The sequence below is a fragment of the Streptomyces sp. H27-C3 genome (assembly GCF_030063415.1).
Taxonomy (GTDB): domain Bacteria; phylum Actinomycetota; class Actinomycetes; order Streptomycetales; family Streptomycetaceae; genus Streptomyces.
In genome coordinates this window covers 24,754-50,249 of record NZ_JASITA010000049.1, presented here as the reverse complement: position 1 = coordinate 50,249, position 25,496 = coordinate 24,754, and the positions used below count along the sequence as shown (strand labels likewise).

Annotated in this window: 28 protein-coding genes and 3 pseudogenes; 18 read left to right on the top strand and 13 right to left on the bottom strand. The window is 68.4% G+C overall.

The features are described from left to right. The first annotated feature begins 154 nt into the window (after nucleotides 1-154). Together QMK30_RS33435 and QMK30_RS33430 are read left to right on the top strand one after the other, a co-directional pair. Nucleotides 155-391 (top strand): XRE family transcriptional regulator, encoded by a 237-nt coding sequence (locus tag QMK30_RS33435; RefSeq protein ID WP_283522091.1) that lies wholly within the window; start codon nucleotides 155-157, stop codon nucleotides 389-391. A 23-nt stretch (nucleotides 392-414) separates the two neighbouring features. Then, the gene (locus tag QMK30_RS33430; RefSeq protein WP_283522090.1) at nucleotides 415-558 is read left to right on the top strand and encodes a hypothetical protein; all 144 of its coding nucleotides are present in this window, start codon (nucleotides 415-417) and stop codon (nucleotides 556-558) included. A 597-nt stretch (nucleotides 559-1,155) separates the two neighbouring features. Here the strand turns inward: QMK30_RS33430 and QMK30_RS38970 are convergent. Beyond that, a complete protein-coding gene (locus QMK30_RS38970) occupies nucleotides 1,156-1,782 on the bottom strand; it encodes a PRC-barrel domain-containing protein (RefSeq protein ID WP_502963272.1) in 627 nt (208 codons plus the stop codon). Between the two features lie 144 nt (nucleotides 1,783-1,926). Here QMK30_RS38970 and QMK30_RS33415 point away from each other — a divergent pair, with 144 nt between their 5' ends. The 14 genes and pseudogenes from QMK30_RS33415 to QMK30_RS38575 all read left to right on the top strand — a co-directional run bounded on the left by QMK30_RS33415 (nucleotide 1,927) and on the right by QMK30_RS38575 (nucleotide 10,320). Then, on the top strand, nucleotides 1,927-2,973 hold the full coding sequence (locus QMK30_RS33415) for a YihY/virulence factor BrkB family protein (RefSeq protein ID WP_283522089.1): 1,047 nt from the start codon (nucleotides 1,927-1,929) through the stop codon (nucleotides 2,971-2,973). A gap of 39 nt (nucleotides 2,974-3,012) precedes the next feature. Further along, on the top strand, nucleotides 3,013-3,561 hold the full coding sequence (locus QMK30_RS33410) for a phosphatase PAP2 family protein (protein WP_283522088.1): 549 nt from the start codon (nucleotides 3,013-3,015) through the stop codon (nucleotides 3,559-3,561). Between the two features lie 88 nt (nucleotides 3,562-3,649). Next, a complete protein-coding gene (locus QMK30_RS33405) occupies nucleotides 3,650-3,844 on the top strand; it encodes a YegP family protein (RefSeq protein ID WP_283522087.1) in 195 nt (64 codons plus the stop codon). A gap of 98 nt (nucleotides 3,845-3,942) precedes the next feature. Continuing rightward, a complete protein-coding gene (locus tag QMK30_RS33400; protein ID WP_283522086.1) occupies nucleotides 3,943-4,356 on the top strand; it encodes a phage holin family protein in 414 nt (137 codons plus the stop codon). Beyond that, on the top strand, nucleotides 4,353-4,817 hold the full coding sequence (locus QMK30_RS33395; protein WP_283522085.1) for a DUF3618 domain-containing protein: 465 nt from the start codon (nucleotides 4,353-4,355) through the stop codon (nucleotides 4,815-4,817). The genes QMK30_RS33400 and QMK30_RS33395 overlap by 4 nt, the downstream gene beginning before the upstream one ends. Next, nucleotides 4,814-5,080, top strand: a complete 267-nt coding sequence (locus QMK30_RS33390; RefSeq protein WP_283522084.1) for a DUF4235 domain-containing protein — start codon at nucleotides 4,814-4,816, stop codon at nucleotides 5,078-5,080. The genes QMK30_RS33395 and QMK30_RS33390 overlap by 4 nt, the downstream gene beginning before the upstream one ends. 229 nt (nucleotides 5,081-5,309) lie before the next feature. Next, entirely contained in the window at nucleotides 5,310-5,873 is a 564-nt protein-coding gene (locus tag QMK30_RS33385; protein ID WP_283522083.1) for a hypothetical protein, read from the top strand. A 316-nt stretch (nucleotides 5,874-6,189) separates the two neighbouring features. Continuing rightward, on the top strand, nucleotides 6,190-6,870 hold the full coding sequence (locus QMK30_RS33380) for a hypothetical protein (protein WP_283522082.1): 681 nt from the start codon (nucleotides 6,190-6,192) through the stop codon (nucleotides 6,868-6,870). Between the two features lie 82 nt (nucleotides 6,871-6,952). Continuing rightward, a pseudogene (locus tag QMK30_RS33375) lies at nucleotides 6,953-7,252 on the top strand (DnaB-like helicase N-terminal domain-containing protein); the annotation flags it as partial. 154 nt (nucleotides 7,253-7,406) lie between these two features. Beyond that, on the top strand, nucleotides 7,407-7,991 hold the full coding sequence (locus tag QMK30_RS33370; protein WP_349362139.1) for a transposase: 585 nt from the start codon (nucleotides 7,407-7,409) through the stop codon (nucleotides 7,989-7,991). Nucleotides 7,992-8,027: 36 nt separating this feature from the next. Further along, nucleotides 8,028-8,372, top strand: a pseudogene (locus tag QMK30_RS33365) (DnaB-like helicase C-terminal domain-containing protein); the annotation flags it as partial. 187 nt (nucleotides 8,373-8,559) lie between these two features. Next, entirely contained in the window at nucleotides 8,560-9,003 is a 444-nt protein-coding gene (locus QMK30_RS33360) for a hypothetical protein (RefSeq protein ID WP_283522081.1), read from the top strand. 218 nt (nucleotides 9,004-9,221) lie between these two features. Further along, nucleotides 9,222-9,491 (top strand): annotated as a pseudogene (locus QMK30_RS38580) (helix-turn-helix transcriptional regulator); the annotation flags it as partial. A 232-nt stretch (nucleotides 9,492-9,723) separates the two neighbouring features. After that, on the top strand, nucleotides 9,724-10,320 hold the full coding sequence (locus tag QMK30_RS38575; RefSeq protein ID WP_349362138.1) for a DUF8841 domain-containing protein: 597 nt from the start codon (nucleotides 9,724-9,726) through the stop codon (nucleotides 10,318-10,320). A 50-nt stretch (nucleotides 10,321-10,370) separates the two neighbouring features. Here QMK30_RS38575 and rfbB read toward each other — a convergent pair whose 3' ends face one another. The 5 genes from rfbB to QMK30_RS33330 all read right to left on the bottom strand — a co-directional run bounded on the left by rfbB (nucleotide 10,371) and on the right by QMK30_RS33330 (nucleotide 15,936). Continuing rightward, nucleotides 10,371-11,357, bottom strand: coding sequence for a dTDP-glucose 4,6-dehydratase (rfbB, locus tag QMK30_RS33350; RefSeq protein ID WP_283522080.1), 987 nt, complete (start codon nucleotides 11,355-11,357; stop codon nucleotides 10,371-10,373). A 125-nt stretch (nucleotides 11,358-11,482) separates the two neighbouring features. Beyond that, entirely contained in the window at nucleotides 11,483-12,352 is an 870-nt protein-coding gene (rfbA, locus tag QMK30_RS33345; RefSeq protein ID WP_283522079.1) for a glucose-1-phosphate thymidylyltransferase RfbA, read from the bottom strand. Further along, nucleotides 12,349-13,353 carry a Gfo/Idh/MocA family protein gene (locus QMK30_RS33340; RefSeq protein ID WP_283522078.1) on the bottom strand — a complete coding sequence of 335 codons (1,005 nt, stop codon included), beginning with the start codon at nucleotides 13,351-13,353 and terminating at the stop codon, nucleotides 12,349-12,351. Before QMK30_RS33340 ends, rfbA begins: the two co-directional genes overlap by 4 nt. After that, complete coding sequence (locus QMK30_RS33335; RefSeq protein WP_283522077.1) at nucleotides 13,350-14,669, bottom strand: NDP-hexose 2,3-dehydratase family protein; 1,320 nt, start codon at nucleotides 14,667-14,669, stop codon at nucleotides 13,350-13,352. Before QMK30_RS33335 ends, QMK30_RS33340 begins: the two co-directional genes overlap by 4 nt. Nucleotides 14,670-14,949: 280 nt before the next feature. Continuing rightward, a complete protein-coding gene (locus QMK30_RS33330) occupies nucleotides 14,950-15,936 on the bottom strand; it encodes a helix-turn-helix transcriptional regulator (protein WP_283522076.1) in 987 nt (328 codons plus the stop codon). Nucleotides 15,937-15,997: 61 nt separating this feature from the next. Here QMK30_RS33330 and QMK30_RS33325 point away from each other — a divergent pair, with 61 nt between their 5' ends. Continuing rightward, complete coding sequence (locus QMK30_RS33325) at nucleotides 15,998-16,600, top strand: TIGR03086 family metal-binding protein (protein ID WP_283522074.1); 603 nt, start codon at nucleotides 15,998-16,000, stop codon at nucleotides 16,598-16,600. Nucleotides 16,601-16,919: 319 nt separating this feature from the next. On the opposite strand, the gene QMK30_RS33320 is transcribed toward QMK30_RS33325, so the two are convergent. The 4 genes from QMK30_RS33320 to QMK30_RS33305 all read right to left on the bottom strand — a co-directional run bounded on the left by QMK30_RS33320 (nucleotide 16,920) and on the right by QMK30_RS33305 (nucleotide 22,258). Then, nucleotides 16,920-18,620 carry an NAD(P)/FAD-dependent oxidoreductase gene (locus QMK30_RS33320; RefSeq protein ID WP_283522073.1) on the bottom strand — a complete coding sequence of 567 codons (1,701 nt, stop codon included), beginning with the start codon at nucleotides 18,618-18,620 and terminating at the stop codon, nucleotides 16,920-16,922. A gap of 75 nt (nucleotides 18,621-18,695) precedes the next feature. Further along, nucleotides 18,696-20,156 (bottom strand): FAD-dependent monooxygenase, encoded by a 1,461-nt coding sequence (locus QMK30_RS33315; RefSeq protein WP_283522072.1) that lies wholly within the window; start codon nucleotides 20,154-20,156, stop codon nucleotides 18,696-18,698. A gap of 185 nt (nucleotides 20,157-20,341) precedes the next feature. Next, nucleotides 20,342-20,734: a pyridoxamine 5'-phosphate oxidase family protein gene (locus tag QMK30_RS33310; RefSeq protein ID WP_283522071.1), complete on the bottom strand. Its 393-nt coding sequence runs from the start codon at nucleotides 20,732-20,734 to the stop codon at nucleotides 20,342-20,344. A 15-nt stretch (nucleotides 20,735-20,749) separates the two neighbouring features. After that, nucleotides 20,750-22,258, bottom strand: coding sequence for an MFS transporter (locus QMK30_RS33305; RefSeq protein WP_283522070.1), 1,509 nt, complete (start codon nucleotides 22,256-22,258; stop codon nucleotides 20,750-20,752). A 133-nt stretch (nucleotides 22,259-22,391) separates the two neighbouring features. On the opposite strand from QMK30_RS33305, the gene QMK30_RS33300 reads away from it, so the two are divergent. Next, nucleotides 22,392-22,820, top strand: a complete 429-nt coding sequence (locus QMK30_RS33300) for a winged helix-turn-helix transcriptional regulator (protein ID WP_283522069.1) — start codon at nucleotides 22,392-22,394, stop codon at nucleotides 22,818-22,820. Between the two features lie 288 nt (nucleotides 22,821-23,108). Here QMK30_RS33300 and QMK30_RS33295 read toward each other — a convergent pair whose 3' ends face one another. The 3 genes from QMK30_RS33295 to QMK30_RS33285 form a co-directional block, all read right to left on the bottom strand. Then, on the bottom strand, nucleotides 23,109-23,585 hold the full coding sequence (locus tag QMK30_RS33295; protein WP_283522068.1) for a flavin reductase family protein: 477 nt from the start codon (nucleotides 23,583-23,585) through the stop codon (nucleotides 23,109-23,111). Between the two features lie 83 nt (nucleotides 23,586-23,668). Beyond that, nucleotides 23,669-24,994: a cation:proton antiporter gene (locus QMK30_RS33290; RefSeq protein ID WP_283522067.1), complete on the bottom strand. Its 1,326-nt coding sequence runs from the start codon at nucleotides 24,992-24,994 to the stop codon at nucleotides 23,669-23,671. Beyond that, nucleotides 24,991-25,413, bottom strand: a complete 423-nt coding sequence (locus QMK30_RS33285) for a nuclear transport factor 2 family protein (protein ID WP_283522066.1) — start codon at nucleotides 25,411-25,413, stop codon at nucleotides 24,991-24,993. Before QMK30_RS33285 ends, QMK30_RS33290 begins: the two co-directional genes overlap by 4 nt. Nucleotides 25,414-25,496 lie beyond the last annotated feature (83 nt).

Sequence of the window (25,496 nt, the reverse complement as noted above, 5' to 3'; positions counted from 1 at the left end):
ATGCACCGTCCCTCGCTCCACAGCACGATTCACCACCCCCGCAGACGTGGCCGCCTACCTCGATGCCTACGGCACCGAACCCCCGGACAACATCAAACACGCATGTTGAATCTCTGCGAGCCCTAAGTGTGTGTGGGCTGGGCAGGTGAACGAGATGGCTGACCTTTCGCAGTTGCTGCAGCAGACCATGCGCCGCCGTCATCTGACCGCTCAGGCACTCGCTGAGCACACTGGTATCCGTACTCCACGCATCCGGGTTCTCGCCCAGGATGGGGCACACGGCCCCGTCCATCCCACGGAAGCAGAGCTGGCCGAACTGGCTCTGGCCCTGGCACTGCCTCTGCCTGATGTCCTCGACGCCGCCGGTACTCCTGCCGGCGCACCGTCCTGACGTCCGTTTGGAAAGGCCCCGCCGTGGCCGCGCTCGCAGTCCTGCTTCCCGCTGTTTTCCTCGGCCTCATTCTCGCCCTGGGCCGTTACGAAGAACGCCTCTTCACCCCACGGCCCGCCGCGCAGCACCGCCGCTCGCCCACACACCGCCGCCGCGCCCGCCGGTGAACACAGCGGCCCGCGGCGCTCCTTCCTGCTGCCCTGAGATTCGTGCCGGGCTCACGGCCGCGTCCCAGTACTCGCCCGGTAGCAGCCTGGTCGGCTTCAAAGCCGAAGCCACCGACGGGCACATCGGCCAAGCCGATGAGGCCACCGAGGGCATCGGCTCCTCCCACATCGTCGTCGACACCGGTCCATGGATCTTCGGCAAGCACGACGGACAGCGCCCGGCTGAGGAATCTCAGCCGGGCGCTTGTCCGGGTCCCGCACTTCACTGACTTCCCATCAGCGATCAGTAGTCACGGGGTGCGATGTCCCGGACCGGTGCTTCCTGTCCTGCCGCGGCGACCCGCTCATCGGAGGTGGTCAACAGGGGAGTGTGGTCTTGCCGGCAGCGCCGGTGGTGCCGTTGCCGCCGGGCTTGCCCGGGCACACCGGACTGGCCGCGCCGCCGGCGCCGCCCTTGCCGCCGAGAGTGGCGCCACCGCCAAGGCCGCCGTTGCTGGCACACCTGGCGGGCCTGGGAGTGGCGCCGGAGGGTGCGCCGCGGCTGCTGGCCGACCGGCTCACCGACCGCCTGGAGGGAGGCCGGTGGCGAGGTCCTGGTCACCGGCCCGTACGGGCGGCTGATCCGACGGGGCCGCCCCAGCGGCGCGCCTGCTCGCACCGCAAGTGCGACGACGGGATCCGGCTGGACACCGGGGAGGACTGCGAGAACTGCGGCAACGTCATCCACCCCCGCCGCGCCCGGATCGCCACGGACATCGACCGGGAGCTGCCCGGCCTGGACGACGGTGAGCTCCGGCGGGTCATCGCGTCGCCGGAGGCGTCCATGTCCGCCGCGCTCTGCCTGGTGTCGCCGATGCGGGCCCAGCCGCTGGTGCCGGGCTGATTTGCCTGGGTCCAGGCGGCGTCCCAGTCGATGCCGTAGTGCTCGTACAGGCGGTGTTCTTCGTCTTCGGAGAGGTGGCCGCCGGAGTCGACGTCGACGTGGGGTGCGTCCTTGATCTTGTCCTTGGCGAAGGGGACCTCCAGGTGGTCTTCGACCAGGGTGGCGTCCTGGATCGGGACGAAGGACTCGCTGGTGCCGAACAGGCCGGTCTTGACGCTGACCCACTCGGGCCGGCCGGTGGCGTCGTCGAGGAAGACGTGCTTGGCTTCGCCGATCTTGTTCCCGTCACTGTCGTGGACCGGGTGGTCCAGCACGGTCGGGATCTGCTCTCGGGGGATCATGTGCACTCTCCTTTCACGTTCACAGGAGCGGTACCTTTTGCACCTTCTTGTGGCGCCTGCCCGCGCGGCCCAGTGCCAACGTGTTCTCGGCATTGAGCCGGGACTGGGAGGCATGGGTTGCGTTGTGGTGGCAAGCTGCCAGGTATGGCACCTATCACACCGAAATCAGGACGCGGAGACGACCACGACCGCTTCGACGCGGACCGGGACAACAGTGTGGGGCCGGATGAGCGGGTGGAGGAGCGGGCCCCTGACCAGCTCACCGAGCTGCCCAAACGGTCCTGGATGGGGGTGTTGCGGGGCACGCTCAAGGAGTTCAAGGACGACGAGCTCGCCGACCGGGCGGCGGCGCTGACCTACTACGGGGTGCTGGCTCTCTTCCCGGCCTTGCTGGTGCTGGTGTCCCTGCTGGGCATCGTCGGCGACTCGGTGACCAAGCAGGTCCTGGACAACCTGCAAAAGCTCGCCCCCGGCTCGGCGCGTGATGTGATCAGCAGCGCGGTCCAGCAGTTGCAGGGCAACGCCGGTGTCGGCTCGCTCCTGGCGATCGTGGGCCTCGCCGTTGCGATCTGGTCCGCCTCCGGATATGTCGCCGCGTTCATCCGCGCCTCCAACGCCGTCTACGACATGCCCGAGGGCCGCCCGGTATGGAAGGTCCTGCCGCTGCGCCTGGCTCTTACCGTCGTGCTGATGATCCTCGCCGTCGTCAGCGCGTTGATCGTGGTGTTCACGGGGGGCCTGGCACGGCAGGTGGGTACTGCTCTGGGGATTGGTGACAGTGCGCTGACAGTGTGGTCGATCGCCAAGTGGCCGGTTCTGCTCCTCCTGGTCACGATCATGATCGCGCTGCTCTACTGGGCTGCTCCGAACGCGAAGGGCCGCGGGTTCAAGTGGGTGACCCCTGGCAGTTTCCTGGCACTGCTGATCTGGATGATCGCCTCGGCCGGCTTCGCGTTCTACGTCGCGAACTTCGCCTCCTACAACAAGACCTACGGCACCCTCGCCGGCGTGATCATCTTCCTGGTGTGGCTGTGGATCACCAACCTCGCCGTCCTCCTCGGGCTGGAGTTCGACGCCGAGATGGCCCGCCAGCGCGCAATCGCCGGAGGCCACCCCCAAGGTGAGGAGCCCTACGTCCCGCCGCGCGACACCCGCAAATGGAGTGATGAGGACCGCCGCCGCATGGAGTGACCATCGTCTGAACCGCCTCTGCCGGGGAAGCTGCTCACCATGAGGATTCTGGAGGCCCTGCGCACGGGCGAGAACCGGCTGACCAAACGCATGGCGTCCTGGGACTCGGTCTGGGCGCGTGGCCTGCTGCCGCAGGTGGAGGACGCCGCCGAGAACACGAAGCTGTGGTGGGCGGCGGCCGCCCTCATGGCGGCCGGGGGCGGCTGGAGGGGCCGCAGGGCCGCGGCGGCGGGTATCGCGGGCATGGCGGTCGCGCAGGTGCTTGCCAACGGGGTCGCCAAGCAGCTCGTCGAGCGCCGCCGGCCCCCGAAGGAGTGGTTCCCGCACGAGGAGGTGGAGGAGCGGCCCGACAGCTCCTCCTTCCCCTCCGGGCACACCGCCGCGGCCGTCGCCTTCACCGCCGCCGTTACCCCGAGCTGGCCGTGGGCGGGCGCCGCCTGCGCCGTACCGACGGTTCTGGTGGCGATCGAGCGCGTCCACGACGGCGCCCACTACCCCTCCGATGTCGCGGCGGGAGCCGCCATCGGGCTGGCCGCAGCCGCACTGGCGCGGGCCACACCTCGCCTGCTTGTACGCCGCCTGGGGTAAAAGCGGCGGCGCGGGGCGGGTGTTCGGCCCCTTGCGGGGTAACCGCACTACGGACAGCAGCGTATACATCCAAAGAGGAGGATCTGTCATGGCGGCTCGCTTCGAGGTCCGGCACCAGCCGGGCAAGGGCTATCACTTCGTTCTGATCGCGACCAACGGGCAGGTCATCGCGACCAGCGAGCACTACGAGACGCATCGTTCCTGCCTGAACGGCATCGACTCGGTCAAACGCAACGCCGACGCCCCCATCCAGGACACCACCGGGACCAAGAGCGACAACTGAGCGGCGCGGCGCCGCCCCCGCAATGCGGATGGCCGCCATCGTGCAGCCAACGATGGTTATCCGTTGCGAGCAGCACGAGGAAGGCAAGGTGAAGACTCGTGAGTAGCGCTGAGCGCCACGCCCACGACTCCGATGACTCGGTGGGTGCGCTGGTGACCCGCGCGTCGCAGCAGCTCTCTGAACTGGTACGCGAAGAGATGCAGCTGGCCCGGGCTGAAATGACCGCGAAGGGCAAGCGGTTCGGGGTGGGCGGCGGCCTGTTCGGCGGGGCCGGCCTGACCGGTTTCCTGGCCGCACAGGCCCTGACGGGCGCCGGGATCGCCGCCGTGGCACTGCTGCTTCCCCTGTGGGCTTCGGCGCTGATCGTCGCCGCCGTGCTGGCAGCGGCCGCCGCCGTCATGGCGATGGTCGGCAAGAAGCAGATCGCCAACGCCGGGCCGCCCGTGCCTGGGCAGACCGTCGACAGCGTCAAGGCCGACGTGGCCGAGATCAAGGAGAAGACCCAGCGATGAGCGACAAGCCCTATGGCAGCGAGTCCGCCCCCACTCCTGAGGAGCTGCGGCAGCAGGTCGAGCACACCCGCGAGGAGCTGGGCGAGACCGTCGAGGCGCTGGCGGCCAAAGCCGACGTGAAGGCCCGGGCGCAGGAGCAGGCCGCCGCCGTCAAGGAGCAAGCCACACAGAAGGCCGCACATCTGACCGGCCAGGCGCGCGGCAAGGCGGAACAGGCCAAACAGCTGGTGAAGGACAAGACCCCCGATCCGGTCCTCGACAAGGCAGCCGCAGCCGCAGCGCAGGTCCGCGGCGTGGCGTCCCGCGCCAGACAGCTCGCGGCGGACAAGACACCCGACCCCGTAGGGGAGAAGGCCGCACAGGCCGCGAGCATGGCGCGGGCGAAGCGCACCCCCCTGCTCGCTGCGGCGGCCGCGCTCGTTGTCTTCCTGTTCATTCGGCGCAGCAGGCGGTGCCGGTGAAGGCATCGAAGATCGCCTACAAGCCGGTCGGTCTGGCCCTGGGCGCCGTCAGCGGAATGCTCGCCGGCGCGGCCTTCAAGCAGGCGTGGAAGATGATCGGACACGACGACGACGCCCCCGACGCCACCGACGAAGACCGTACGTGGCAGGAGATCCTCCTCGCCGCGGCCCTCCAGGGCGCGATCTTCGCCATCGTCAAGGCCACCGTCGACCGGGCCGGCGCCACCACTGTCAGACATGTGACGGGTACCTGGCCCGGCTGACCTGGCCGAGAACGGCGTCGGCCGTCCCTGTAGCCCGAGAGTCGGGAGGAATGTGTGGCTGCGCACCCAGGACTGCACGCGATCACCGCTGCCGCTCTTACCGGCGCCCGTTTACAAGCGTGACCCGTGGTGCTGGTCACCGGAACTCGGGTTCCATCGCTCCCGCACCCCGCACGTCCGGCACCGGCTGACCGGAACCACGGGCAAGAAGTTTGTCAGCAACATCGGCATGAAGTTCATGCAGGCCGTCCGGCTCGGTGCGGGGTGGGGCATCAACACCAGCCCGAACGAAGGCGAGTGGACCGAGCAGACCTGGAGGGTGTTCGAGGCCGTCAACTACGCGTGGACCGGCGACCTGGAGCCGGTAGCGCAGCTCGGCCGCATTGTCGGCCAGCTCGTGGACGGCGGTGGCCAGGACCGCATTGAGGACGACGACCCGAAGCTCCGCGGCTGGTTCCGCGACGCGGTCCTCGAGTTCGTGCCCCATCCCGGCCTGGGTGAATGGAACGACGTCCTGCTGCGCGCCTGCCATGGGCAGGGTGAGCAGGACCGCGCCTGGGTTCGGCAGCAGATTCCACCGGAGCCGACCCACCGCCGACAGCAGCGACGCGAAGAGCCGCGCGTGCACGTCTGGGAATACCTGACCGGCACCGCCCACCACAACGGCGGCATGCGCTCGGTCAGCGCCACCTTCCGGATGACCGACCCCACCGAGGCCCAGGCAATGGAGTGGATGACCGCGACCGTGCGGCACGCGCTGCGTTGGGGGAGCGCACAGCCGGTCCCGGCCTGACGGCGCCGGGCCGGGGTTGCACCGAGCGGCGGTGAACCGTTGGCTGGACGGTTGCTTCCAGCGGGGGACCGCAGGTGTGGGCTCCCCCAAACGGACACCGCCCGTTCTCGCAGGTCACCCCTGGTGGGCAAGCCCGTTCCGGACGACGACACCTCTTTCCTACGCGATAGCCGAAGGGAAGAGGCCATGTTCCAGACCGGGGCGGCAGGAGAGCGCCTTGTCCACCGTCACCGCCGGGCGAAAAGATCGACACGACACTGACGTCACGACCGAGGGGGAAATACACGGTGAGCAACAAGCTGCTGGCGCCGGTCGGATGGCTCGTGCTGGGGCTGCCCTGGCCGGAGCCGAGGCCGAGCTGCACGCGGCGGGCGAGTTCCTTGCGGACCTGCCCGGCCGCTGGGCCTGCGGGCTCCAGGACGTTGAGAAGTACGCCAAGCTGCTTGCCGAAACGGCCCGCCGTCAGGGCTGGCCGCTGGACGCGGAGTTCGAGCGGTGGCTGACCGCTGATGAGCGTTCGATCCGTGGTGCGTACCCCAGGGTCATCCCGGCCCGGTTGAAGAACCTGCCCCGCTTCAGCGCCTGGCGCCGTGCCGGTGCGCCCACCGGCACGGCGGCGAACCGGGGCCCGGTGGAGGGCGCGTGCCCGAATCACCCGCATCGTGCTGCCGCTGACCGCGTTCCCTGCCGTATCGACCCGGAGGCCCAGGAGCAGAAGCCGGCCGCTCGTTCAGAGGATCCGGTGCCCGCCGATGTGATCGCCGCTGCCAAGGCCTTTGCCCAGGCTGGGAAGAGTTCCGGGCGCCGCCGGGAGAAGAACCCGCGCAGTGATGCCCGGGCCCGGCGCCAGACCGCCGGTGCCCGCTCTGCTGAGGCCGAAGCCGAAGCCGAGGAGAACCGGCGCAAGGCCGGGGCGCTGCTTCAGCAGGAAGCCGTCGCCGCGCTGGGCCTGCCCACGGTTCCGGGTCAGGCGCAGAACCACACCGTTCCGCAGTGACGCTGTACGCAGTGCGGGCCGCCCGTTTGCCCGGACGGCCCGCCAGCACCCCAGCCAGCTCTCAGACCGAACAGGAGTGCACATGACCACCGTAGAGGCCCCCGACGTCACCACCGGTGCGCCGTACGACGACAGCCGTGATGCCCGCCGTAGCGCCCAGGGATTCGAGCGGGTACCGCCTCAGGACCTGGACGCCGAACAGTCCGTGATCGGCGCCATGCTGCTGTCGAAGGATGCGATCGGCGAAGTCATCGACATCGTCACCGGAACGAACTTCTACCGGCCCGCCCACGAGACCGTCTTCAGCACCATCCTGGACCTCTACGGGCGCGGGGAGCCCGCCGACCCGATCACGGTGGCCGCCGAACTGAACCACCGCGGCCACCACACACGACAGCAAGGTCCTGCCCGGCATCCACACCCGCCTGCACCGCCGCGGCCTGCTGCCCGCCGAGCACCTGGTCGACAGCGGCTACACCTCCCTGGTCCTCGTGGCCCAGGCCGCCTGACAGCATCGGGTCACTGTCACCGGACCGCTGCCGGGCAACCCCACCCGCCAGCACCGCCAGAATGAAGGCTTCGGCCGGGACGACTTCCACATCGACTACGACCAACGACAGGTCACCTGCCCCCAGGGCCAGGTCAGCCGGGGCTGGCACGGCCCCTACCCGACCTCCTCACCCACCGCGGCCCCGCTGATCGTGGCACGGTTCACCAAGGGCCAGTGCCAGCCCTGCCCGGCCCGCGCCCAGTGCACCACCTCCCGCGAAAGCGCCCGTAACGTGGGCTTCCCACCGCGAGAACTGCGTGACCTGCAACTCCGCGTGCGCACCGAGCAGCAGACGCCCGAGTGGAAGACCCGCTACGCGGTCCGCTCCGGAGTAGAGGGCACGGTCAATGAGTTCGTCCACGGCCACGGCATGCGCCGCTGCCGCTACCGAGGACAGGACAAGGCCCACCTCCAGCACGTCCTGACCGCCATCGCCGTCAACATCGAGCGCCTCAGCAGACTGCCACCGACCGCGGAAGCACCCCCGCCCCGTCAGCCGACCGCCTTCCAGAACTACCTCGATCAGCACCAGATCCCCCGGCCGAAATCCTGGCGAACCCTGGGCAGCTGACCTCGGTAACTCCAAGATCCCCGACAGAGTCAAGCTAAGGCCGAGAACCGGCAGGTCGAAGTCTCCGAGATGAGCCGCCAGTTCAAACTCCTGGCCAAGGAGTTGAACGTGCCCGTCGTGGTCCTGTCCCAGCTCAACCGCGGCCCCGAACAGCGCCAGGACAAGAAGCCGATGATCTCCGACCTGCGGGAGTCCGGCGCCATCGAACAGGACGCGGACATCGTGATTCTCCTGCACCGCGAGGACGCGTACGAGAAGGAGTCACCGCGCGCGGGCGAAGCCGACCTGATCATCGGCAAGCACAGGGGAGGACCAACAGCAACGATCACCGTCGCTGCGCAACTCCACTACAGCCGGTTCGTCGACATGGCCCAGACGTGACGCCCGCCCCTGTACGGTCTCAAATTCCGCTTCATAATCTCAGCGTCAGCTGCATATGGATGGCATTTATGCAGCGACTATGAGATCCGCAGCTCGGAGCGTTCACTCTTATGGGTGATGGAGGGCTGGCCCCACGAAGGGGAAGAGCGCTGCCGGCCCTGCGGCGGCTTCTTGGCATCATCACGGCATGGCCCCAACTCTTCCCCGCACGATCCGGGCAGTCGATACCGAACAGCTCCTCGATCTGGAGCGGGAGGCCGGTGCATACGGCTTCAGCCAGCAGCTTCCGGTCGACTGGCTTCGGGACCACCTCGCTCCCGGAGCGACGCACTACTTGTCCCCCGCACTCGTGCATCACCTCAGTCACCGCCCCGAGGTGTCGCCGCAATGGAGATGCGAACTGCTGCTGACGGCCCCGAGCGGCGAGCAGTTCTTGAGCCTGCTCGACATGCTTCCCGCCACTTTCGGCAAGCTCCCGGAAACCTTGGACGCCACGGTCAAGACGGACATCGCAAGCCGCATGGAGCGGGCACCAGCCCAGCGTGAGTGGGCAGAAGCTGTTGGTCGACTGCCGAAGCCGACCCTGAAGAAATGCCACGATCCTGAGATACCAGACACGCACATGGGCTGAGACAGCCCAGAGAGCCCCTGGTCAGGGCGACGGCCTATGTCACGGGCCGCGAGAACCTACAGCCCCCGGCCGTGATCAGTAGCCCCGATAAGCCGCCTGAGTGCGCCTCTCGTTGACGATCAACCGCCCCGGGGCCCCATCGCCCCGGGGCCCCATCCGTCATCCGGGGCGGAGATCGGCGCTCAGGGCCCCTTGTGGACGATCATCGCTGCACCTGGATGTGGACTCAAGGAAATGTTGTGCGTTTCGATGCGACCAGCTGTGTGTTCCGAGTGGGGTGGGGGATGGAGGTGATCGCTGTGTCCAACGAGCACGACAAGCCGTTCGCGTCGGTCGACGCGTTGCTGGAACAGGCGGCTGCGCAGGACGACTTGCCGGATCCCGCCGAACGCAAGCGACTGCGTGAGGCAGGAGGGCTGAGTCAGGACCAGGTCGCGCGGGCGCTGTCGGTGCGGCGCGAGACCATCACCGGCTGGGAGTCGGGGCGGACCGAGCCCCGGCCGCCGAAACGCGCCGCATACATCCGGCTCCTGGACGGCCTCGCCGCCCGCAACCCCGGCACGCCCACCAGCGGCAACCCGGCGGTGCCGCAGTCATTCACAGGCCCGGCCGGCACCGCGGCCGGCACCGCGGCCGGCACCGGTGTCGGCTCCCGACGCTGCTCCCGCCGCGGCGTCGGCGAGCACCGCCAGGGCGAGCGCGACGTCGCGGCGCCCGAGAGTGAAGAAGGCCGTCGCGAAGAAGCCGGCCCCCGCCCCGGCCGCCGTCGACCCGCGCTTCGCACACGGTCCGCTCGGTGCGCTGGACGGCGACGGATCGCTGTACTGCGTCGGCGGCCTGGTGCTCGACTGCCCGGCCAAGAACTTCGCCGCACTCGTCGAATGGACCCTGACCGAGGCGAAACTCGGCACACCCCGGCTGAACCGCAACGGCAAGGACGGCGACCCGCTCATCGTCATCACCACAGCCGCCGCCGAACGCCTCGCGCTGCCCGCCACGCTCGAAGACCGCAGAGGCCTGCGCCTTCCCGAGGACCACAAGGTCCTCAAGCAGATCACCAAGGCCAAGTGGCAGCTCACCCGGCGCGGCTTCGGCCCCTGGGCTCGGGTCTACCGCCCCGCGGCCGGCGGGCAGCGCCAGTGCGTGCAGTTCGCGATCCTGCCGTGGGGCGCACTCGACACCCGCTCCTGGGGGAGCGCCGCCCAGCTGCCGCCGGCGGAGCTCGCCGCGGTACTACGAGATCGGGGCTCGGAACACCGGCGGGCCGCACTCCGCGACAGGTCCGGAAGCGGCTCTCGGCTCCGAGGCGCCCCATGATCTCGGCGATGACGTGGACGAGGTCTCACCGCCCACCGTGCACGAGCTCGTCAGACCGCGGCCGCCTCCGCTGCGGACTTGGCGCTCTTCCACCATCCGGGGTTGTCCCGGTACCAGGCGACCGTCTCGGCCAGTCCGGTGTCGAAGGTGACGAGGGGCTCGAAGCCGAGTTCCTCCCGGATCCTGGTGCTGTCCAGGGAGTAGCGCTGGTCGTGGCCCTTGCGGTCGGTGACGTATTCGATCATCGATCGGTCGGTGCCGGACAGCTCCAGGATGCGGTGCGTCAGCTCGAGGTTCGTCAGCTCGGCGCCGCCACCGATGTTGTAGATGCGGCCCGCGCGGCCGTCGCGCAGGACCAGGTGGACGGCCCGGCAGTGGTCGTCCACGTGCAGCCATTCGCGGACATTGCCGCCGTTCCCGTAGACCGGGACGCGGACACCCTCCAGCAGGTTGGTGGCGAACCGCGGGATGAGCTTCTCCGGATGCTGGTACGGGCCGTAGTTGTTGGAGCAGCGGGTGATGGACAGGTTGACGCCATGGGTGCGCCAGTGGGATCTGGCCACCAGGTCCGAGGCCGCCTTTGACGCGGCGTAGGGCGAGTTCGGCAGCAGCGGCCACTCCTCGGTCCAGGAGCCGTGCTCGATGGTGCCGTAGACCTCGTCCGTCGACACGTGGACGAAGCGCTCGACGCCTCGGCGCAGGGCGGCGTCGAGCAGGCACTGGGTGCCCAGCACGTTGGTGCGGACGAAGTCCTGGCCGCCGACAAGGGACCGGTCCACGTGCGACTCGGCGGCGAAGTGCACGATCGCGTCGTGGCCCGGCAGTAGATCCAGCAGGAGGGGGAAGTCGCCGATGTCGCCCTGGACGAAGTTCAGGCGGTCGTGGCCGATCGGGATGTTGCCGAGGTTCCCGGCATACGTCAGGTTGTCGAGGACGGTGACCTCGACGGTCCCCTGGGGCTCCAAGCCGCCGTTGAGCAGGGAACGGACGTAGTGGGAGCCGATGAACCCGGCCCCGCCGGTGACCAGAATCCTCATCGGATGTCCTCCAGATATGAGTTGAGCCGGCCACGGGCGCCGGGCAGGGATGCGCGGGCCGGCCGAGGCAGCTGCGACGTGCCGGGGATCGTCGTGGACAGACGGCGCATGACGAACTCGTTCCGTCAGGAGCTCGCAGCCACGTCGAGCACGTACTGGCCGTAGGGGGAACTCGCCAGCTTGCGGCCCAGCGCGCGGCACGCCTCCTGGTCGATGTATCCCATCCGCCAGGCGATCTCCTCGATACAGGCGATCCGGATGCCCTGCCGGTTCTCCAGGATCTGGACGTACTGGCTGGCGTCGTTGAGCGCGTCGTGTGTCCCGGCGTCCAGCCAGACGAAGCCACGGCCCAGCTCGACCAGCTCGGCCTTGCCTCGTTCGAGGTAGACCCGGTTGACGTCGGTGATCTCAAGTTCGCCGCGGTCGGACGGCCGCAGGTTCTTCGCGATGTCGACGACGTTGTTGTCGTAGAAGTACAGTCCGGTGATCGCCAGGTTGGAGCGCGGCCGGTCGGGCTTCTCCTCCAGCCCGATGAGCCGCCCGTCCGCGTCGAGCTGGCCTATCCCGTAGCGTTCAGGGTCTGGGACCGGGTAGCCGAACAGGACGCAGCCGTCCACCGACTTCGCGTGCTGCTGGAGCGCTTGACCGAACCCGGCGCCGTGGAAGATGTTGTCGCCGAGGACCAGGGCGACGGAGTCGTCGCCGATGTGGTCGGCGGAGATGAGGAACGCCTCGGCGAGGCCGCGGGGCTCCTCCTGCTCAGCGTAGGTCAACGTCAGGCCGAGGTCGCCGCCGTCGCCCAGGAGCCTTTGGAAACTCGCGAGGTCCGTCGGCGCGGAGATGATCTGGATCTCGCGAATGCCGGCGAGCATGAGGATCGAGAGCGGGTAGTAGATCATCGGCTTGTCGTAGACGGGAAGCAGCTGTTTGGAAACTCCGAGCGTGCTGGGATAGAGCCGGGTGCCGTGCCCCCCGGCCAGAATGATTCCTTTCACGCCATGACCTCCATTTGATCGGCTGTACCGGTGATTGCCTTTCGGCGGATTGCGTCCAACAGGCGTGCTTGTTCGATCGATGCCTCGTCCAGCGGCGCGGCGGTGCGTGCCGCTGCCGCGAAGGCGTCCACCGTGTTCGCGACTTGGTCGGCGGGGTCCGGGGCCACTTCGACAGCCCCCTCGGCGGTCTCGACACGGATCACCGGCCGGTGGTCGGCCGGCGGGGTGAACGCATGGTTCAGCACGATGCGCCCCCGGGAGCCGCCCAGTTCGTAACCGCTGCGGTATCCGTGGTCCAGGCCGAAGGTCAGCTGCGCGGTGACGCCTCCGGGCGTGCGGAGGAGCGCCGTACCGGCGGTGTCGACGTCGAGTCCGGCCGTTCTCGTCAGGGACGAGCCGACCACTTCGAGGCCGTCTCCGAGGAAGTGCAGGGCGGCCCGCACCGGATAGACCCCGGTGTCGGTCAGGGCACCGCCGCCCAGCGCGGGGGCGAAGCGGATGTCACTGATCGGCAGCCGGGGCACGGTGAATGAGGCGTGGAAGGTGCGCAGTTCGCCGATGGCTCCCTCTGCGATCAGCCGCCGGACGCGATGGTGCTGGGGGTGATGGACGAACATGACGTTCTCCATCAACGCCCGGCCCTGCTCGCGCGCGAGCGCCGCGAGCTCCGCGGTCCGATTCCGGTCGAGTGTCAGCGGCTTCTCGGCAAGCACGTGCTTGCCCGCGAGCAGGGCCTTCTCCACCCAAGTCGCGTGCAGGGCGGAGGGCAGCGGGACATAGACCGCGTCGACCTCGGGGGCCTCCAGGGCAGCGTCGTAGCCCGCCGCCGCCCGGCAGCCGTACGGGGCCGCCAGTTCCGCCGCGCGCCGACCGTCCCGGCTCGCCACCATCACCACGCGGGTATGCGCCGAGGCATGGAACGCGGGCAGCATCCGGCGGCGGGCAATCGCGGCGCAGCCCAGGACGGCTATCCGTACAGGCCGGACTTCGCGGACTGTCACAGCCGCACGCATCCCGCGTTCAGGACGGCCAGCAGAGTTCGTGCCTGCACGTTGACGTAGTGCCCGTGCCGGGTCAGGGAGGTCAGCTGCCCGGGAGTGACCCACAGATAGCCGGGGGGCGGCTCGTCGGGCGCCTCGGACTCGCTTACCTCGACAAACAGGTAGCGGCTCTCGGCGTTCAGGAAGCGGCCGCCCTCCTCGGAGTGCACAGCCTCGTAGCGGACCCGCGAGGCATCCGCGTCGAGCACCAGGTCGAGAAACGGGGGACGGCTCGGGCCGGTCACGTGTCGGTAGTTCTCCGGCGTGTACTGGACGGTGGGCGCGAGCTCGACGGTGTCGAGGAACCCGGCCTCGACCCGAGCATGTGCCAACAGGTGCGGGACGCCGTTGAAGGAGCGGGTCAGGAACGCGGTAACGCCGAGGCCGTAAGGTTCGAACAACGGCTGGCTCCAGCCGCTGACCTCCCGGCTGCCCGCCGCCACCGAGACGGCGACGACGCCGAAGTAGCGGCCCTCCTCATGGTCGATGGAGGCTTCGCCGCGCTTCCAGCCGGCCACGTCCGCCAGCGGAATGCGCTCGGCACGCACCACCTGGCGGGCTCGCTCCCAGCTGAAACGGGACAGCACCTCGCTGTCCGGCCACAAGGCGCCGGGCTCCTCGTGCCGGACCGGCGCACAGGCCAGAACCGTACGGGCGTCCATGTTCACGACGTTGTCGGCCAGGAGCAGTTGGCCGATCTGGCCGAGGGTCAGCCAGCGGAAGTCCTCGTGCTCCGGCACGTCCTCGGCCGTTTTGACGATCATGTTCCGGTTGACTTTGTGCAGGAACCAGGAGCCGTGCTCGGACTGCAGCGAGTCCGCGAGGATCTGATGCGCCGGGGAGCGGGAGAGGAAGTAGTCGATATACCTGACGTTCGAGCCCTTGTGGACCTTGGTGTAGTTGCTGCGGGTCGCCTGCACCGTGGGCGACAGCTGAAGCAGGTTGGAGTTGCCGGGTTCCATCTTGGCCTGCATCAGGAAATGCAGAACCCCGTCGATCTCCTTGGCGAGGATCCCGAGGATCCCGACCTCGGACTGCTTGATGATCGGCTGCTGCCACTCCTGGTGTGGCTCTTCACGGGTGACGTGAAGCCCCTCGACGGTGAAGAAGCGTCCACTTCGGTGCACCAGATTTCCCGTGCCCGGCTCGAAATTCCACCCGTCCAGATCGGCGAGGGGAATGCGGTTCACCTGGAAATCATGAGCCCGGTGACGCTGCTCCATCCATTCCAGGACGTCACTGGTGCTCTCGTGGTCCACAGAGGAGGTGCGGTCCATGGACCGGGCAAACTCCGCCGCCAGCGAGTGATCTTCACGGTCACGCAGCATCCCGGACAATTCCCATCCCTCTTTCGCGACGGCGGCACCGCCGGCCGCATTAAAGAATGCTGCCGGAGCGAAATGAACGGGTCAACGAGACCGGGTACAGATGGTCGTCAACTATGTGCGAGCACGGTTAGTTCCGGTAACGCTGCGAGAAGGGCTGTGTAGATGCGGTCCCGTCACCCCCCAGCGGATGGTGAGTCCGGCTTGTGATACTTATCGGACACGATCCAACTCATTGGATCAGGAGCTCGCGGGAAACCTGCTCCATGTTGTTCGGAGGCAGATAAAGAGAGGCCAGTTCGCCCGCGAGCCGGGCGAGCCGTTCGCAGGCTTCGGGCGGGCCGACCACCTCCACGCGCGATCCGAGCCCAGCCAGCCGCGCCACCAGAACGTCCAGGGACGGGCCGTCAACCTCGATTCCCACCCATCCGCCGACCTCCCTGCCGACCCGCACCCGGATGCCCTGCTGGCTCTGGAGGGCCAGCAGGGAGACGTGCCGGACGCGAGCCCGCACCGTCGCGGTGAGCAGGCGCTCTTCGAGCTGCCCGGCGAAGGACCTCCAGACCGCGGCGAGGTTGAAGGACTCCGGCCGGTCGACCGGTTCGCCCGTCACGACGGCGGCCGTGATCCGGCCGACCTCGAACACGCGCAGCCCGCCCTCCGATCCGGCGACGAGGTAGCGGCACCCCGCCTTGAAGACCAGTCCGAGGGGGTGCACGGCCCATTCCTGAGCGGGCTCCTCCTGAGCGGTGTAGCCGACCCGGACCTGGAGTCCGTCGATCACAGCCTGCTGGAGTGCCCGGAGGTGGGCGTCCTCGGCTCCGACGGCGATGCTCGGCCAGTCCGTCTCGTCGATCACGAGCGTCCGTGAAGCCGCCTCCGCCGCTGGCCGCAGGCGCGACGGAAGGGCCCACATGAGCTTGCGGAGGACCAGCCGCAGCTCGGGCACCGCCGAGGACGCCGCGCCCGCGAACAGGAACAGCGCACGGATCTCCCCCGTGTTCAACCCCGACAGATCCGTACGGGCGCCGCCCACGAGCGACCATCCGCCGCCGCGTCCGGGTTGGGAGTAGACAGGGACCCCCGCTGTCGCCAGCGCCTCCAAGTCCCGCCGCGCCGTCCGCTCGGAGATCTCCAGTTCGGCCGCCACTTCGCGGACGGTCACGCGCTCGCGAGACTGCAGGAACAGCAGCGTCGCCACTAAGCGGTCAGCACGCATTGTTGATTCTCCTCGACAAAACTGTCCAGAGGGTGGCCACTTTCGACTCCAGACTGGTGACATGACTGAAAGCACCGACAGCACTGATCCCTTCGGGACAGACGCCCGTCCCGAACTGAAGAAGGCCCTCGACCTCGTCGGCCGCACGCTCGCCGGAGTCCGCGCGGACCAATACGGCGACGCCACCCCGTGCCCCGAGTACGACGTGCGCACGCTCTCCAGCCACCTGGTCTCCGTCCTTCGCCGGGTGTCGGCACTGGGCTCGGGCGGTGACTTCTTCAGCGTCCCTCACATCGCGGAGGACGTGCCCGATGGCGGATGGGTGCGGGCGTGGGACGACGCCGTCCGGGACGCCGTGGCCGTATGGTCCGACGACGCGCTCCTGAAGAAGGAGTTCAAGATGCCGTGGGGCGCGCAGAGCGGGTCCGCGACGGTGGCCTCCTACATTTCGGAGTTCATCCTGCACACCTGGGATCTGGCGAAGGCCACGGGCCAACAGCCCGGATGGGACCAGGCTGTGGTGGCCGGCCTGGTCGCCACCATGCACGAGGACGCACCGGCCCAGCCTCGCGGCAACCCGGTGCCCTTCGGCCCGGTTGTGGAGGTTCCCGACGACGCCTCGGACATCGACAAGCTCGCCGGGTGGTTCGGCCGCAAGCCGTGACGAGGGGAACGGGCGCAGAGGCCGACGAGGTCTCTGCGCCCGTTCCCGCTCGGGAGCCGACGCTCCGGGCGGGACACCGGTGCGGTGCAGGTCGCGGGCGGCCCGCACCGCAAGCGGCCTCGCACAGGTTTCGGCGTAACAGCGCCGCCTGGCGGGGCCGTTGGCCGTGTCCGCGAGGAAGTGAAGGTCCAGACGGCCCCTCGCGGGGATAGGACGGCCCCTCGCGGGGATGGTGGGACGGATGGCAGCCCGGAGCCCCGGGGCCCGCACCCGGCGTGGGTGCGGGCCCCGGGGCAGAACGCCCTCCGGAGCACGTGGGTCAGGCAACCTTGCGGCCCTTTGTCCCCTGCTTGATCATGCCCTTGAGGAAGGCTCGGCCCAGGTCGCGGATCTCATCGGGACCCTGGGTGTTGGCCCACCACATGAACTTCATCATCGTGGGGGTGGTGGCCCGGAAGAAGCGGAGGTCCTCAGGACCCTTCCAGCCGAACGGCGTGTTCACCGACTCGCAGTCGTTGATCGCCTGGAAGACGATGTCGGCGGCCTTGTCCCCGTCGATCTCGCCCGCCTCGTACTTTTCGCAGGTCTCCGCCGTGAGGTCGAGGAGAGTCTTGAAGGCGGTGCTGTCGGGCCACCACAAGCCCGTGTACGGGGCCTTCTCCATGTCCTTGAAGTGGCGGTCGTCGCCGTCCAGCTCGAAGTTCTGGCGGGCCATGATCTGGCGCATGGTGGCCGGCGTGGTGAAGCAGGCCCAGACCCGGAACACCGCGTTCCAGAGCCGGAAGTGCTTGAACGCGATGTACGAGCTGTTGACGATCTTGTCGTTGTAGTCCAGCAGGCCCTGTTCCAGCCGCTCGACGTACTCGAAGTCCTCCGCCTTGAACTCGTTGCTCTTGAGCGCGTCCAGGATGCGCCATGCCAACGCGTCCACCACCTCGAAGGTGTTGGACAGGCCGCGTGAGTACAACGGGTCGATGAATCCGGACGCGTGCGACATCAGGCACCAGCGGTCGCCGACGGTCTGCTTCGAGGAGTACTGAATGCGGTCGGTGGAGACCCACTCGCGGACCCGCTTGGCGCCGGCGAACTGGCGCTTCACCGCCGGATACATGTCGAGGTAGTGCTGGAACTCCTCGTCCGGTGTCATGTCGGTCGGCTTGGGGTAGAGCCGCTCGTCAAGGGTCAGGCCGACGCTGCAGAGCGGGTTCTTGGAGTCCTTGTAGTTGTCGAACGGGATAATCCAGAACCAGCCGCGCTCGATGACATGGTGCAGCGTGCCGCCGTGGAAGGGCGACTCGGCCGGCGGGAGCAGATCCTTGGGGTAGTTGCAGACGTCGTCGTACGGCTTGACACCGATGTAGTGCGTGAACAGCGAGCGCGCGTGGTGCTTGAGCCGGGACGGCTTCTCTCGCAGGTCGAACTTCTCGGCCAGCGGTGAGCGGAAGCCCGACGCGTCGATGAGGTACTTCGCGCGGAACACCTCGCCGTTCCGGCCGGTGACCGTGACGCCGTCGTCGTCGAAGTCCAGGTCGGTGGCGAACCAGTTCTGGCGCAGAGTGCACCCGTACTTGGCGGCGACGTTCAAGTAGTAGGAGTCGGTGTCCTGGCGATAGAGGTGGACGGCCTCGGTGAGCATCTTCGGGATGACGAACATCGTCGCCTCCCGGGGGTCCGGCTCCTGGTTGGGACGGTGGGAGACGAAGCCGAAGCTCTGCTTGCGCCCGTGGTGGGGGCCCATGTGCTGGCTGATGGCCTTGATGTCCAGCATGTGCTTGATCTCAGGCACGTCGTAACGCACCGCCAGGATGTTGAGCCACTCGACCAGCTGCGGGTTCTGCGACTCGCCAACGGCGAAGCGCGGGTGCTGGCCCGCGTCGATCAGCGCCACGTTGGCACCCTGCCTGGCCAGGATGGATCCCATGATCGATCCGGAGAGACCAGAGCCCAGGATGAGAACGTCGCATTCTATCCACTTGGCGGAATCAGGGTCTTCCTTCACGTGCTCAGACGTCGCGGACACAACCGCTCTCCTCTTCTGTCTCGAACGGGACGGGCGCGTTCCTGAAAGAACATCGGTCGGCCGTCGGGTCAGGCGTCACCGTGGGCCGCCGAACCACTGGGTGAGGGACTCGGTCAGTCCCGCGGGGGAGCCGTCCGCGGTGAGCCAGGCGACGTAGCCGTCGGGCCGCACCAGCAGGCCGGCGGCCGGGGCGTCGTCGCAGTCCGCGGTGACGATGTTCACGCGGTCGGCCCACGGGCCCGCAGCCTCGCGGAGGGCCGGGCCGGCGCCCAGGTCGAGCAGCAACGGACGTCCTGCTTGCAGGAGCTCGTAGGCAGTGGTCCGATCCGTGTCGACCCGCAGGTCCCGGTCGGGCAGGCGGCGGCCGAGCAGCGGGTGGTCGCCGGCGGCGGCACCGTAGGTCACGTCGAGACCGGTCACGACACCGACGAGGTGCTTCTGGACCTCTTCCAGTTGGATCAGCTCGCCGAACAGGTCGCGCAGCGGCTGCGCTTCGGGGCCGCCGAGGTACAGGGTGCGCTGCACCAGGGTGTTCCAGACGACGCGGGCGCCCACCGGGTGGCGCTCGCCGTGGTACGTGTCGAGCAGGTCCTCCGAGCCGCGCCCCCTCAGTACGGCGGCGAGCTTCCAGCCCAGGTTGACCGCGTCACCGACACCGGCGCTGATGCCCTGGGCGCCGATCGGCATGTGGATGTGGGCGGCGTCGCCGGCCAGGAAGACCCTGCCCTTGCGGTACTCGGCGGCCTGGCGGCTGCTGTCGGTGAAGTAGCTGGTCCACAGCGGCGTCGCGGCGCTGATGTCCTCGCCCGTCACTCGCTGGAAGGAGGCCGCCACCTCCTCGAACGTGGGCGGCTGCTGCGTGCTGCGGACCCCGGCGTCGCGCTCGAAGACCACGACGCGGGTGGCGGCCGGGCCGAGCGGCAGCACGACGACCATGCCGGCCTCACCGAGCTCGCCGGTCGGGCGCAGCCGGACCGGTACACCGGTGATGTCGGCCATCTTCATCTCGATGGTGGCGCTGACGCCGGGGAAGTCGATGCCCGCGGCGCGGCGGACGGTGCTGCGGGCACCGTCGCAGCCGACCAGGTAGGCGGCGCGCAGCGTCTCGGTGCCGCCGGGCCCGGTGACCTGGACGTCGACGCCGGTATCGTCCTGGCTGAAGCCGACCACCTCGTGGCCGCGGCGGATATCCGAGCCCAGGCCGGCCGCCCATTTGCCGATGATGGCCTCCGTGCGCGACTGTGGGACGCCCCGGACCCCGAAATTGCCTCCCTCGAGGATGCGGTAGTCGATGGGAAGACCGCCGAAGTGCCCGATCGGAATGGTCTCGAGATCACCGAACCCGCCGAGCAGACCGCGCTGCCCGAATTCCTCGATGGTGCGCGCGGAAAAACCCAGTGCGCGGGACTGCTGCATCGGCTCGTCGAGCTTGTCGAGAACGATGACGGAAACTCCCTGAAGGCTGAGCTCCCCCGCAAGCATAAGACCGGCGGTGCCAGCACCTGCAATGATCACTTCAGCGGCGAATGTGTTCATATCACCTCTCCTGCCATGGTTTTCATAATTGTTTCGAAAAAGCCGGAGAAGCTGAACACCTGCTCTTACACGATTCGGAAAAGTTCGTCATGTCCGTGACGGAAACGGCAGGCAGAGTACATCGGAGGGTGTCGGAATACTCCGACACCCTCCCTTGGCTCTGGCGGCGCCGACCCTGCCCGGGCTCAGTAAATTCCCATCACGCGGTCGACCGCGATCTCGATGACCACCATGCCGGGCAGGTCCGGCGGCATGGACCAGTAGCGGTTGGCGTAGCGGCGGATCCCTTCCTGGACCCGCGCGGGGTCGGTGAGCACCTGCGCCGACCCCTCAAGGGTGATCCAGCGGGGCCCCGCCGCCTGGCAGACCGCGACCCGGGCCTTCTCGGTGGCCAGCAGATTCCGCACCTTGGTCCGTGACCCCATGGTCATGACCCGGGCGAGGCCCGCCTCGCCGTCCCAGGTGAACCGGACCGGTGCGACGTGCGGCGCGCCGTCCGGGTACAGGGTCGTGAAGGTGCACAGGTGGTTCTCGGCGAGGAACTCCTCGGCCGCGGCGGTCAGGTCAAGCTGTCCCATGTCCGTGCCCGCTCGTCAGGAGGTGGTGGGCGCGTCAGCGCCGACGGCCTGGGGCTCCTCGGACGCCGGCTCGGACTTGGTCAGCGGGAGCAGGACCAGGGTGACGAGGAACGCGGCGGCGGCGAAGGTCGCGCCGACGAGGAACGCGTCGTGGAAGACGTCGGTGCGGGCAGCCGCGGCGAGTGACGGGTCACTGGCGGCCTTGGCCTCCATTTCCGCGATGTTGCGGAAGGCCCAGGTCGCCGCGACGGCCAGGCCGAGCGCCCCACCGATCTCCTGGGAGGTGTTGATCAGGCCGGAGGCCACTCCCGCCTCCTCTTCCTTGATCCCCGCGAAAGCGGAGATCTGCAGGGAGACGAAGGACAGACCGAGGCCGATGCCGAGAAGCGCGAACGCCGGCAGCAGATCGACCCAGTAGGACGAGTCGGACGGCGCTCGCCACAGCAGCACCATGCCCGTGCCCGCGAGGGTGAGGCCGACCAGCAGGACGATCTTGGCGGGGACCTTCGTGACCACATTCGACGCGATGCCGGCGCCTACGCCGGTGAGCAGGGCCAGCGGCACATACGCCATGCCCGTCTCGATGGCCGTGAACTCCAGCACTTGCTGCATGAAGAGGCTGGCGAAGAAGAAGAGTGTGACGACGGTGCCGATGAGTAGGATGGCGATGATGTTCGCCGAGCGCAGTGAGGGTCGACGGAAGATCCCGAGCGGGATCAGCGGAGCCTTGGCGCGGCGCTCGATGAAGACGAAGGCGACGAGCAGGACCGCGGCGAGGGCGAACCCGCCGTAGATCCGGGCCTGCGGGACGCTGGAGTCGTCGACGGTCTGCCCGAGGCTGAAGATGAGCAGGATCAGACCCGCGGTGAGGGCGAGGGTGCCGGCGAAGTCGAAGGAGCCGCGACGGGAGTCCGCCTTGCTCTCGCCCACGAGCGCGGGAGCTACTAGGGCGCCGATGAGGCCGATCGGCACGTTGACGAAGAAGATCCAGCGCCACCCGGGGCCGTCGGTGAGCAGGCCGCCGAGCATGACTCCCGCGACGGCGGCGATGCCGCTGAGCGCCCCCCAGGCGCCGAGGGCCTTGTTGCGCTCCGGGCCCTCCTCGAAGTTGCTGGCCAGCAGACTCAGCGCGGAGGTGGCCATGAACGCCGCACCCAGGCCCTGGCCGCCGCGGGAGAGGATGAGCATGGCGGCGTTCTGCGAGAGCCCGGCGATCAGCGAGGTCACGGCGAACAGCACCAGGCCGGTCTGGAGCATCTTTCGGCGGCCGAGGTTGTCACCGAGCCGCCCGGTCAGCAGCAGGAAGCCGCCCAGGATCGTGGCGTAGGTGGTGACCACGTAGGGCAGGGCGGTCTGCGAGATGTCGAGCTCATCCTCGACGGTCGGCAGAGCGACGTTCACGATGGAGACGTCGAGGAAGGTCATGAACCCCGCGACGCAGAGGAACGCCAGGATCAGGCCCGGCCGTCGGGCCGGGCCGCCCGACTTCCCTCCGGGTGTGTTGACTGACTGATGGACAGACATGACTCTCCTAGGGGAATTCGGAGCGCGGACAGAAGATGGCGCCTGGAACCTGGAACTACTCGCTTCCGGGAAGCTAGCAACCTCAATAGAGTGGGTACCTAGGGGAAAGTGACTTCCCGGAAGGTGAGCAGAGATGCTGGAGACCGCCGTGGACCGCGACGAGGCCACCGAAGAGGCGACGTCAGAACCACCGGATCAGGCATGCACGATCGCCCCGGTCGTCGACATCGTCTTCAGCCGTTGGACCACACCCATCCTCTGGACACTCAACGCGCACGGAAGGCAGCGATTCGTCAAATTGCACCGCAATATCGGTGCCATCACGCCAAAAGTCCTGACGCAGCGGCTGCGCCAGCTGGAACGGGACGGCCTGCTGATCCGCACCTACCACCCGGAGGTTCCGCCCCGGGTGGAGTACGAGATCAGCGATCTGGGCCGGAGTCTGGCCCCGCTGTTCGCGGCCCTGGCCGACTGGTCCGCCGACAACCTGCCCCGCGTGGACCAAGCACGGGAGGCCTTTGACGCGGCCGAGGACCTGGCCGCCACACGCCGCCGGAACTAAGGGCTGTCCCGTAATCCCTGGTGGATCAGCGCACGGCGTCAGATGCGGTGCATCGCAAGGCGGAGGGACGTTCGCATACTGGACGTATTCGGGCGTTCCGACAACGCGGCGAGGTGCCGTAGCTGTCGTCGTGCGCCTGCCAGGGATTGCGGGACAGCCCTTAGTCGGCGCAGCTCCGCCGGGCGGCCCTGGTCCGGAGGAACGGAATGGCTCAGCCCGGATCCACCGGCCGCTGTGGCCGGCCGAGCAGGACACGCTCGTCGCCGAGCAGAGCCGGCGGATCCGGTCTCAGGCGCGCGGTTCGGCGGGCGCCGGGGCCGAGCCGAGTTCACGCATCGATCCTTGGAAGAACACCAGCGGGTCCTCCTCCGGAACCGGGGTGCCCAGCCCGATGACCTCGCCGAGCAGGATGGTGTGATCGCCGCCGTCGTACTCCGAGACCAGCCGGCACTCCACATGGGCCAGCGACTCGCTGAGCACCGGCAGCCCGTGGGCTGACCGATGGTGCGGCACACTCTCGAGTCGGGCTGTCTGACGGCCGGCGAACGCCCACGCCACAGACTCCTGATGATGCGTCAGAAAGTTGACCACGAACCCTCCGGAGCGCTGGACCACCGGCAGCAGCCGGGAGTTCTCGTGCAGGCATACCAGGACCATCGGCGGATTCAAGGAGACCGAGGTGAACGAGTTCACCGTGCTGCCGCTGCCGTCCGCCTGGCTTCCAGACGTGACGACGGTGACGCCGGTGACGAAGTGTCCGCACACCGAACGCAGCGCTCGTCCGTCGACCGGCGTTCTCGATGCGTGGTCGGCTCGTGAAACAGGGCTCACAACAGGCCTCTCATCTGTCAGGTTAGCGGCTTGATGGCGGCCGCCTCGGACGCGGACTTCGGCAGAGCCGCCCCGTCTTCGTCGGCCGGGGATTCCGGGGGCGGCCGGGACAGCAGCAGTCCGGCCATCGCCGTGGTGACGAGCGCCATGATCACCATCATGGTGAACATGCGTCCGCTGAGGACGCCCAGGCTGACGGCGGCATTCAGGATGATGAGCTCGGTCAGTCCGCGGGTGTTCATCAGCAGTCCCAGGTCCATGGACTCCCGCCAGGGCAGGCCGGCCATGCGGGCCGGGATCAGGGCACCGATCAGCTTGCCGGCGCAGGCCACGAGGATGATCGCGGCGAGCGCCAGGGTGTCTCCGCGGGTGAGCGCCCCGAGGTCGACATCCAGCCCGGTGACGATGAAGAAGACGGGCAGCAGCACGGTGCTGACATGCTCCAGTGGCGTGCGGATCCGCTGGCTGAGGATCGTCTTCGGCTCCCGCGGCATGACGAACCCGAAGAGGAAGGCGCCGAATATGGCGTGGATCCCGATCCAGGTGGTCACCCACGCGGAGATCAACGCGCCCGCGCAGAGCACCGCCAGCAGCACGGACCAGCGCTCGGAAGCCGCCCAACGCCACACCAGTCGGCCGGCCAGCGGCCTGACGACCAGCAGCATCACCAGCACGTACAGGACGCTGAGGACGCCGATGCGACCCAGCTCCCTCAGATCGCCGTTCGAAGTGACGAGCGCCGAGACATAGGCGAGCAGGCACCACGCGATCAGGTCGTCGATGGCAGCACTGGCCAGGGACAGCGAGCCGATCCGCGTCCCCATCAGCTTGTTCTCGGTGACGATCCGGGCCAGCACGGGGAAGGCGGTCACGGCCATCGCCGTGCCGAGGAACGTGGCGAACGCGGCGAAGGAGACCTCCCGCCCCGCCACCACGGAGTGGTGCGGGTACAGAGGAACCGCGAGGGCGGCGCCCAATGCGAAGGCCACCGCGATCGACGACAACGAGACGCCCGCCGCGAGTTTCGCGTGCCGTCGCACCAGCCGCTTCTCGAACTCCCAGCCGATGAGGAACATGAACAGGACCAGGCCGACCTGAGCGACCGCCGAGAGCAGCGGCCGGACGTCCGCCGGGAAGATGCGCTGGGTCAGGTCGCCGGGGAGCAGACCGAGGAGGCTGGGGCCGAGCAGGATGCCCGCGGTGATTTCGCCGACCACGGCGGGCTGGCCCACTCGCTGGGCAAGCCGGCCGAGGACCGCGCCGACGATCAGGATCAGCCCGATGTCGGCGAACATCACGGCCATCTTCATGTCCTGGAGACCGGCGGAGGCCAATGCGGTCATCGTGGCTCCTGAGCCCGCGAGGGGGCTCCGCGGGTCCAGAGCACTCGGAACGACAGGACGGCCAGCCGCCATCCCTCGGCGGTCCGGCGGGCCTCGCCCGTGACGAGGGTGCCGACCTGGAAAAGGGAGTCGCCGACCGCCCCGGGGTGGTGGACGTGGGTCGAGATGAGGTTGGCGCGCAAGACCGCCAGGTCGCCGTCGCGGTCGACGATCGCGGGTGAGCCGAGATGCTGGGTGGAGGCGAACGCCCCCAGCGCGTCCCGGTGGTAGATGTCAAGCCCGTCGAGCCCCGTGTGCCGGCTCATCGGGAACTCGACCCGCGCGTCCTCGGTGAAGAGGTCCCGCGCCCAAGCCTCGTTGATTGCGCCGTCGTCGAGGCCGATGAGGTAGCGGTCCAGCAGGGCGCTTATTTCGAACACTTCCGGGCCTGGATGCATTGCCAAATCATGCGACACCGGCCGGAGCCGCTGAAGAGGCTTTTCGATCCTCTAACAAACATCTC